Annotated in this window: 9 protein-coding genes and 1 pseudogene; 2 read left to right on the plus strand and 8 right to left on the minus strand. The window is 31.4% G+C overall.

Annotated features, from left to right (window positions below):
* The 6 genes from BN350_RS20905 to BN350_RS07435 form a co-directional block, all read right to left on the minus strand.
* The coding region (locus BN350_RS20905) for an HTH domain-containing protein (protein ID WP_044600188.1) at nt 1-595 on the minus strand (595 nt) is incomplete at its 3' end.
* A 120-nt stretch (nt 596-715) separates the two neighbouring features.
* On the minus strand, nt 716-1,846 hold the full coding sequence (locus BN350_RS07415) for a CapA family protein (RefSeq protein ID WP_028043028.1): 1,131 nt from the start codon (nt 1,844-1,846) through the stop codon (nt 716-718).
* 9 nt (nt 1,847-1,855) lie between these two features.
* The gene (locus BN350_RS07420) at nt 1,856-2,365 is read right to left on the minus strand and encodes a dUTP diphosphatase (protein WP_028043029.1); all 510 of its coding nucleotides are present in this window, start codon (nt 2,363-2,365) and stop codon (nt 1,856-1,858) included.
* Between the two features lie 8 nt (nt 2,366-2,373).
* Nucleotides 2,374-3,279, minus strand: coding sequence for a D-alanyl-D-alanine carboxypeptidase family protein (locus tag BN350_RS07425; RefSeq protein WP_028043030.1), 906 nt, complete (start codon nt 3,277-3,279; stop codon nt 2,374-2,376).
* Between the two features lie 14 nt (nt 3,280-3,293).
* Nucleotides 3,294-5,045: a DUF2207 family protein gene (locus BN350_RS07430; RefSeq protein WP_028043031.1), complete on the minus strand. Its 1,752-nt coding sequence runs from the start codon at nt 5,043-5,045 to the stop codon at nt 3,294-3,296.
* Entirely contained in the window at nt 5,046-5,597 is a 552-nt protein-coding gene (locus tag BN350_RS07435; RefSeq protein ID WP_028043032.1) for a LemA family protein, read from the minus strand. It abuts the gene before it with no gap.
* A 171-nt stretch (nt 5,598-5,768) separates the two neighbouring features.
* Here BN350_RS07435 and bilQ point away from each other — a divergent pair, with 171 nt between their 5' ends.
* Nucleotides 5,769-6,200, plus strand: a complete 432-nt coding sequence (gene bilQ, locus BN350_RS07440; protein ID WP_028043033.1) for a bilirubin utilization transcriptional regulator BilQ — start codon at nt 5,769-5,771, stop codon at nt 6,198-6,200.
* Nucleotides 6,197-6,700, plus strand: coding sequence for a flavodoxin family protein BilS (bilS, locus tag BN350_RS07445; protein ID WP_028043034.1), 504 nt, complete (start codon nt 6,197-6,199; stop codon nt 6,698-6,700). The genes bilQ and bilS overlap by 4 nt, the downstream gene beginning before the upstream one ends.
* A gap of 183 nt (nt 6,701-6,883) precedes the next feature.
* On the opposite strand, the gene BN350_RS21625 is transcribed toward bilS, so the two are convergent.
* Nucleotides 6,884-8,587 (minus strand): ammonium transporter, encoded by a 1,704-nt coding sequence (locus BN350_RS21625; RefSeq protein WP_028043035.1) that lies wholly within the window; start codon nt 8,585-8,587, stop codon nt 6,884-6,886.
* Nucleotides 8,588-8,789: 202 nt separating this feature from the next.
* A pseudogene (locus BN350_RS07455) lies at nt 8,790-9,334 on the minus strand (hypothetical protein); the annotation flags it as partial.

The following is a 9,334-nucleotide window of genomic DNA, read 5'->3' on the forward strand; positions in this document are numbered from 1 at the left end:
TTGATATACCATCATGATCTAAGATTGAACTTATTTTTATCTTTAAATAGGGATAGTGAGGAACAATTTGAGAAAGTGCATATTGATTAAAAATATCTTCCATGCATAACCTTTTATGAAGTTCATCACCAACAATATAATTACCCACACCAACTTTATACTCTACCATTAAATGAAATTTCTGCAAATAATCCCTTACATATTTCATATCACGACTCACAGATGTACGATCTATATACATTTGTTCAGAAAATTCTTCAATACGAATAGGATGTTGACTCAATAATAATTGTTTCATAATATAAAAAGAACGATCTATTGAATTATCAAAAAGTTGCTCCTGCTGAAAATACTTTTCTTTCTCACTATCATAATCTAAAGAATTTTTTATCAGATAATAACCTTGACCCTGCTTAGATAATATTTGTGCTTTACCATAAAAATAATCATTTAATTCGTGGATATCATGACGAATTGTTTTCACCGAAACATCACATAATCTAGAAAGTTCTTGCCCTGTTACATATTGCTGAGTTCCTTGTTTTTCCAAATTTTCTAATATTTTAAATTGTCTTTTCAAATAAGATAACTTCAATAGACTCACCTTCTTTCCTTAACCATTATTATAACTTTTCAATAACAATTACGAAAGCAAATGATGATTAAACATGAATAAAAGATGAATTATTATTAAAATAAATCATCTTTCATTAAATTACATATCTATTTGTATTCCACTTGTTATTCTTTTCTTTACTTTCTCTTTCATCTTGCTGAAATCTATTGTAATGCCTTGATAACCATTTAAGCCATGCTGTGAAGCAAGTTCTTCACTATAATCTTTAAGCCTATAAACAGTAAAATTCTGTCTAGTTCCATAAGCATCTTTTAAATTTGTAATCTCATAATGGTTCACAAGCGGTGTTAAAACAACATTATCTATAGAAGTGCGATTATCCTCTTTCTTTAAATCAAAAGATAACATTCCTTCCAATTGCGTTTCTTCTTCCATCATTCCACTCACAAAATTTCCTAAACTATAAGCAACCAATGTCTTATGACCATCTTTACCTTCTACCCATTCAACAGGCTGTAAAGTATGAGAATGTGTTCCAATAATTACATCAACACCTAAATCAGCAAATAACTTCGCATACTTCTTTTGAAATGCATCAGGAACTGTATCATATTCATTTCCCCAATGACAAGAAACAATAACAAAATCACTAATTTCTTTAGCATTTTCTACATCTTTCTTAATTGTTTTTTCATCAAATAAATTCATACAGTAAGTATTAGGCATTTTATGTCCATTTGTTAATTGATTATAAGATAATAAAGCTATTTTAATACCATTTTTCTCTACAACCGTTATATCATCTCTTTTTTCTTGTGATTCATACACACCAATATAATTCATATTTTTATATTGTTTAAAAACATTGATAGAATGAATCACCGCATCTCCACCCTTGTCTAAGGTATGATTGGTTGCACCATTAACAATATCAAAACCAACATCTGATAAATTTTTTGCCATAATATCTGGCGTATTAAAATTAGGATATCCCGATGCTTTTCCACCACCTAAGATTGTTTCCTGATTCACAAAAGCAAAATCGGCTTTTTGTATGTATGATTGAATATTTGCATAATAAGGCATAAAATCATATCCATCATTTGTTTTAGCTTTATCTAACAACAGCTGATGCATGAGATTATCACCAACGGCTGTAAATGAAACGGTATTTTCTTTAGTCACAGGTGTATCTTTCTTTGCATCTTTTTCACCCGAACACCCTACCATCAACAACATGGCAACTATTAATATACTAATCTTTTTCATAAGTACTCCTTATCTCGTCGTACTGCCAAAGCCTCCATTACGCACATCTGTGGCATCATCATCTTCCACAATACCATACTGCATAAAAATGCCTTGAGCAATACCCTGTCCTTTTTTAACATCCACTATTTTACCTTCATTAGAATCATTTGTCATCTTAATGAAAATGTGACCTTCATTATCTGAATAAAAATAATCACTATCAATAACACCAACTGTATTATTCAGCTGTAATCGAAACTTAAACCCTAATCCACTTCTTGGATAAATCATTAATACCCATGTTTCATTCATTTCACATCTGATTCCAGTAGGAATCTTTATTGTTTCTCCTGGTTTTAAATAAACATCAATAGGTGTATAAAAATCATATCCTGCTGAACCTTTTGTTGCACGCTTTGGCAATTGAAGTTCATTATAAACTGTTTGTATAAATTCTTTTGATGCCTGTTCATTATAATCTAAATAACTTTCTTCAAATTGCTCATATGATACTTTGTAAAATTTTGCTGTCTTCATAGCCCCTCCTACTGTTTATAATATTCTTCTAATGTGAGTCCATTTTCATGTAATTTTGTTGCTAATTCTACACCTACATAACGCATATGCCATGGTTCATACCCATAATTTGTAATTGCAACCTTGTCCTTTTGATATCTTAAAATAAACCCATACTTATATGCATCACTAACAATAAACTTTCCAATTGGACTCGTTGCAACTTTTTCACTTAAACGATCACCTTGTGTGGTATATGAAATATCAATAGCTAATCCTAACTGATGTTCACTTCTGCCAGGATATGCACTATATTGAGAAGCATATTCTTCACCATAAACTTTAACTTGATTATTCCAATAAAGTGTCTGTGTGGCATTAGTACGATATCCTGATATTGAATAAATATCAATTCCCTTAGATTTTGCCGCATTATAAAATTTTGTATAAGCATCATTAGCTTCTTTTCTTAGTTTTTGATTTTTATTATCAATAACAGGTTCTAAATCATCTGGTACCCAGCCTTCTGGAATTTGATGGACCTTATTAACCAAGACAGTCACATCATCAGGATTCTTAACTGTATCTGGTGTCACATTTAATGGGTTATAAATACCATTTTTAAAATATTTAACAACATCCACAATTAATGTTTGCTGACTTTCATTACCCGATTCATCTTTTACTGTATACTGAATCTGTGATTGCCCTACTTTAGATGTATCAACCTCATTATATTGAACAGCTGATACTAAATCACCATCAACCTCATCAACTGCTTTTTGAACAAAAGAAGTATAATCAATCTTTGTATTTAATCCAACTTGAATTCTTGATTTGGTTAACTCTAAAGCCGGAGCTGTCTTATCCTCTTCTTTCGAACAACCCGTTAAAACAAATAAACCTGCAAGTATCAAACATAAACATTTCTTCATAATATTCTCCTTTACTAACGGACACCTCCGCCGCCACCACCTGAGAAGCCGCCTCCGCCGCCTCCAAATGATGCACCACCACCAAAACCACTAGATCTTGATGCCTGCTGTGCTGCCAAAGCCGCATTACGTGATGCTCTCATACTGTTATATGCAAACATATGAACCATCTGCATTGTATAAATGGTATCTAAATTTGATTGCTGGTTAAATGTTGGACATAATTCTCCAAGCTGCTCACTCACTCTATCAGCAATACCCAAAATAGATGCAAAAATTAAATATTCTTCCCACATCTTTACTTCAACAACTTCTTTTTCATCAATTAAACTCATTTCCTGTAAGAACTTCTTTAATCCAATGACATGTTCCATTTCTTCACGAATAGAGACATCATAAATATCCTGACGACGTTTTAATTTAATTCCCATATATCGAGTATTGATTTCTTCTGTCTTAATTAAACCTCTATCTCGATATTTTGCTTTTGATACTCTTAAAATTTGATTAAACCAATCATCAATATCTTCATAATGAGAACTACACCATTTCTCAAATTCTTTTGTTTCTAATTTTTTATTTGATCCTGCTGCATTTCTAATAAACCCTAATAATTTTAATTCTAAAGGATGTGTAATAGGTAATTCTTTATCTAAATCAATAGAAAACCCATCTTTTTTAAAGAACATCAAATGAGATTCTTCAGTTTTATCAAAAACAATATAGCCTTGTTGAACCCATCTTAATAAAATAGCTCCAACTAAACCACCACGCTCTTTATCATCAATCAGCCCAGCCTCCCTAGCAATAAAATAAAATTTAAAAATATCTTTATCACATGGGATATCTCTAAACATATTCACATTCTTTTTATCTAATGGCTTTCCATCACGAAAAGCATACTTCAGTTTTTCACCTTGTTTCATTGCTATGGAAGTGAATAAAATAAAGATCCCTACAATAGAAAAGACTCCAACAATAATAAATATGACCATTATATCTGATATACCATCATGAGATGTTTCATCTTCATTATCATAATCACTTCCCGTTTTCGCTTCAGCCAGAACATCAGCAAAATTCTGACTTGTCATATAAGCTTGTGAAAATGTATGTTCAGGAACACTCATAACCAATTGCATTTTACTACCACGAAAATCTTTCCCATCAGTCGTCATAATAATCTTGCCATCATCAAAATTAACTGAACCATCATACCCAAATGCCCAAACCGAAGCATTCTCTTTAGTAAAAGCATGATCGGAAGAAATAGTTACATTGGCATGCTTTGGTGTTAAAGACAAATCAGAAAAGAAAGCAAAATTAAATCCTTGTTTACCATCTGCATAATCCTTCACAAAATGAGAAATATCATATTCAAAAGTATATGTTCTTTCTCCATAATCACCAATACCAAAACACAATTCATAACCGTTTGATTTTTTAACAAGGCCACACTTGCCATTTTTCTGTTTCCTTGATGCATCAACATCCCACTCACCAATATTCTCATACTTCAAACCATGATCATCAGTGACTTGTAAATTAGAAATCTTTGATTCACCCATACGATTAAAAACTTTATAAACCTCTGTTCCCTTATTAATATCCATATCCCATATCTCTTGTATATGTGCGCTTCCATCATCATTGATAAAAGCCTCAATAGACATGTCTTTAAGTTCCGTAGAACTGGCACTCACATTACCTATTGATATAAAGAGACTAAGAAAAAGAGAAAATATAACACATATTTTCTTTTTCATTTAAAACTTAACCTCTGGTACTTTTTTGTCTGCTTCTTCAACTTCAAAGAATGCAAAATCTTTAAATCCAAACATACCAGCAATTAAATTTGATGGGAACATCTCAATTTTATTCTGATAAGCATAAACAGAATCATTATAGAATTGTCTTGCAAAAGTAATCTTATCTTCTGTTTCTCTTAATTCATTTTGTAATTGAATAAAATTTGTATTAGCTTTTAAATCAGGATAAGCTTCACTTAGCATCATTAACTTACTTAAAGCTTGTGTTAATTCACCAGAAGCTTTCATTTGATCTTCTGGTAAAGAGGCACTTACATAAGTATTTCTTGCCTTAATAACATCATCCAATGTTTCCTTTTCATGCTTTGCATAACCTTTGACAGTTTCAACCAAGTTTGGAATCAAATCTGCACGTCTCTTTAAAACAACATCTATTTGAGACCAATTTGTCTTAACCTTGTTTCTTAATCTTGTTAATGCATTGTATGTCATTCCTATATATAAAATAATAAGTACTACAACAATCATAACTATCAACCAAATCTTCATATTTAATCCTCCTATTCATCTGACTTTATGTTCATATTATAAACTATATTGTATCCATATTGTATATAAATCCTTTAATAATTTATTAATTTTTTAAAATGTTGCATATAACTTGACGAATTCATCAAAAAGATAGATAATTGACTTAGTCAGTTAATTAAGGAGTTATCTATGAAACACACATTTGCCTTCTTTACAACAGTTCTGCAAAAACAATTTCGAAACTACTGTCAAATAGAACTACAAAAACATGGTATATCCCATGGACAATTGTTTTTTATTCTTTATATCGGTAAACATCCTCAATGTTCCCCTAAAGAAGTCTCTGTTCAGTTACACTTAGATACTGGTCATACAACAAGAGCATTATTTAAATTAGAACAGGCTCAGTTAATTATCCAAGATATTAATCCCTTAGACAAAAGAGCACGTTTACTATCACTTACTCCGCATGGAGAAGAAATCTTCAAACTTAGCCATGAGTTCTTTAATCAATGGGACCAGGAAACACTACAATGCTTATCCTCAAATGAAAGAGAGACATTACTTATACTATTAAATAAAATTATGATAAACACTCAAGAAAGGAAGAATCTTTCATGAAATATGCTATTATTTACTCTAGTCAAACAGGAAATACTGCTCTTTTAGCTCATCATATTCAGTGTTATTTTAAAAATGATGAATGTGTATACTATGGACCAATTACAAACGAATGTATAAAAGCTGATATTATTTTCATTGGATTTTGGACTGATAAAGGAACATGTGATGGTCCATTATCAGAATTCTTAAAGATGCTTCAATCTGAAAAAATATTCTTATTTGGTACGGCTGGCTTTGGAGGAAGTCCTCAATACTTTCAAACAATCATCAATAATATCAAATCATTTATTAATCCCTCTAATCAAATAGTTGGAACTTACATGTGTCAAGGTAAAATGCCTATGAGTATTCGTGAGCGCTATGTTCAACTTGCAATAGAAAATCCTCATAAGTTTTTACCGCTTATTGAAAACTTTGATGAAGCATTCTCTCATCCCGATTCAAATGATTTTCAAAAATTAACAGATATTTTAAGTACCCTTCCTAACCACATGTAAATTCTTTCTATATACTAAAAAGGCTATAAGTATAGCCTTAAACTAAAATACAATTGTAATCAGAAATGGTTATCATTGTATTTTTATTATATGTTCATAAATATTTAAAATGAGAATAGAGGATAAAACAAAGATACATCTCATGTATATTTATTTTATCCTACACTTCTGTTCTATAACATATTAATCTTCATATTGAAGTGCTGTTATACCCTCACTTCCTGTAGAAACTCTAATAACATTTTCCACATCATATACAAAGATCTTTCCATCACCAACATTTCCTGTGTATAAGGCTTGTTTCACTGCATCAATAACTCTATCAACTGGTACTTGCGATACAACAACTTCAACCTTAATTTTTGGTAATAATTCTATATTAACCTTTGCACCACGGTAATATGTTAATTGTCCTTTTTGAACTCCACATCCATTGACTCTTGTAACTGTCATACCTGTGATACCAATTTCATCGAATACTTTCTTCAGTGTATCAATTTTTTCCGGTTTCGTAATAATAACAACTTTAGAAATATATGAAGACTTTCTTGATGATTTCTTTTCTATGTTTGCTTTTTCTAATACTGGTTGTTTTCGTTCTACTGACACAGGTTGTAAATTATCTTCAATAGATAAAGATTCTGTTTCTAACGCAAATCCTGCATATGCACTATTTAATCCATGTTCTAACTTATCTAATCCAATCAGTTCTTCTTCACGAGTTACTCTTAATCCAATTGTTTTGTTTATCATGAGAAATGTTAAAGACATTGTCACTGCTGTCCATGCACCAATAGCGAAAAGACCAGTTAATTGTGTAATCAGTAAATCAAATCCACCACCGTAAAATAATCCTTGAACAGTTGGCATTGTATCAGTTCCACAAGCAAAGAGACCAACACAAATTGTTCCTAATATCCCATTACCTAAATGAACAGCAACCGCCCCAACTGGATCATCAATCTTCAACTTATAGTCTAATAACCAAACAAAGAAAACAACTGTAATCCCTGATAAAATTCCAATAATAGATGCACCCAATACATTAACAGCATCACAGCCAGCTGTAATAGCAACTAACCCTGCTAACGATCCATTAAGAGACATTGCGACATCTGGTTTTCCATATTTAACCCACGTGATAAACATAACTGTACAAGTTGCTAATGCCGGTGCTACTGTCGTTGTCGCAAAGATTGTTGATAACTGTATACCATTTTGGGCAGCTGCCCCATTAAATCCATACCATCCAAACCATAATATAAAGCAACCTAAAGCTCCAATTGTTAGATTATGTCCTGGAATACCATTAGGTGTTCCATCTTTATTAAACTTACCAATTCTAGGGCCTAGAATCTTTGCACCAATCAATGCTGTTAATCCCCCACAAAAATGAATAACAGCCGAACCAGCAAAATCATGAAACCCCATAGCTGCTAACCATCCATCAGGTCCCCATACCCAATGTGCTGAAATAGGATAAACAAACAAACTAATCACAAAACTATAAATACAATAAGAAATAAATTTTGTTCGCTCTGCCATTGCTCCAGAAACAATAGTTGCTGTTGTTGCACAAAAGACTAAGTTAAATACAAATGTAGACCAATCTGTATTCACAAAATCTGTTAAAGGACCTTGACTAAATCCTAACCATCCAAATAGTCCCATGCCTGTATCTGCACCACATAACAAACTATACCCTAATATTAGGAATGCTACTGTGCCTAAGCAAAAATCCATAAGATTTTTCATAATGATATTACCAGCATTTTTAGCTCGTGTGAAACCAGCCTCAACCATTGCAAATCCTGCCTGCATAAAAAATACTAATGCAGCACCAATTAAAAACCAAATTCCAAAAATCTCACTTAACATATTCTCCATTAGAATCCCCCCTTTACATAGCTTTGCTATGTATGAATCAATTTTAATGGATTTGGAATTATTTGTCAATAATATTTTATCATATTAATAATTAATTATTGTTTATAAAATTTAATAATAGTAATATTACAATGATAAAACACTTTTTCACAAAAAAAGATCTCAATAAATGAAATCTCTTTACCCAATACAATTTAAAATTCTATATTTCCATTATTTGTTCTTTAAATCCCTCATAACTTATATTTTCAAAAATAATCATATGTATTCTATCTAATTGTGCTTCAGTACAATCATATAACCATTCTAACTCATGTATTCCATACTTTGCATAAATGATTTTCTTGATTTCTTCTATTTTTCCTTCTTCTTTTGAATCCCTCATTCCTTGCTCAATGACCCTTCTCTCTCGTTCTATATGACAATAGATCATAAAGTCTTCTGAATGCAAATATCTATCATATAATGCTTTTATATCCTTTCCTAATTCTGTCTTTGCCTTTTTCTTATGATTACTCTCATCGGAAAACATCCAGAACGCCTCCTGTATATCTTGATATCTTACATCCATTTTCATTTCCTCCAATCTTTGTATTTGCAATATATGAAATTCTAATAAACCTCTTTCCATCAGCACCTGATAGTCCTTATCATATAGCTGTGCTATATGATAATCATGTTCAAAGTTCTTAATCAGTGGTCCTGTATAAACAATAAGTTGTCTGACCTTCTTAACCTCTTTGTAAT

The organism is Candidatus Stoquefichus massiliensis AP9, from assembly GCF_000455285.1.
Lineage (GTDB): Bacteria > Bacillota_I > Bacilli_A > Erysipelotrichales > Coprobacillaceae > Stoquefichus > Stoquefichus massiliensis.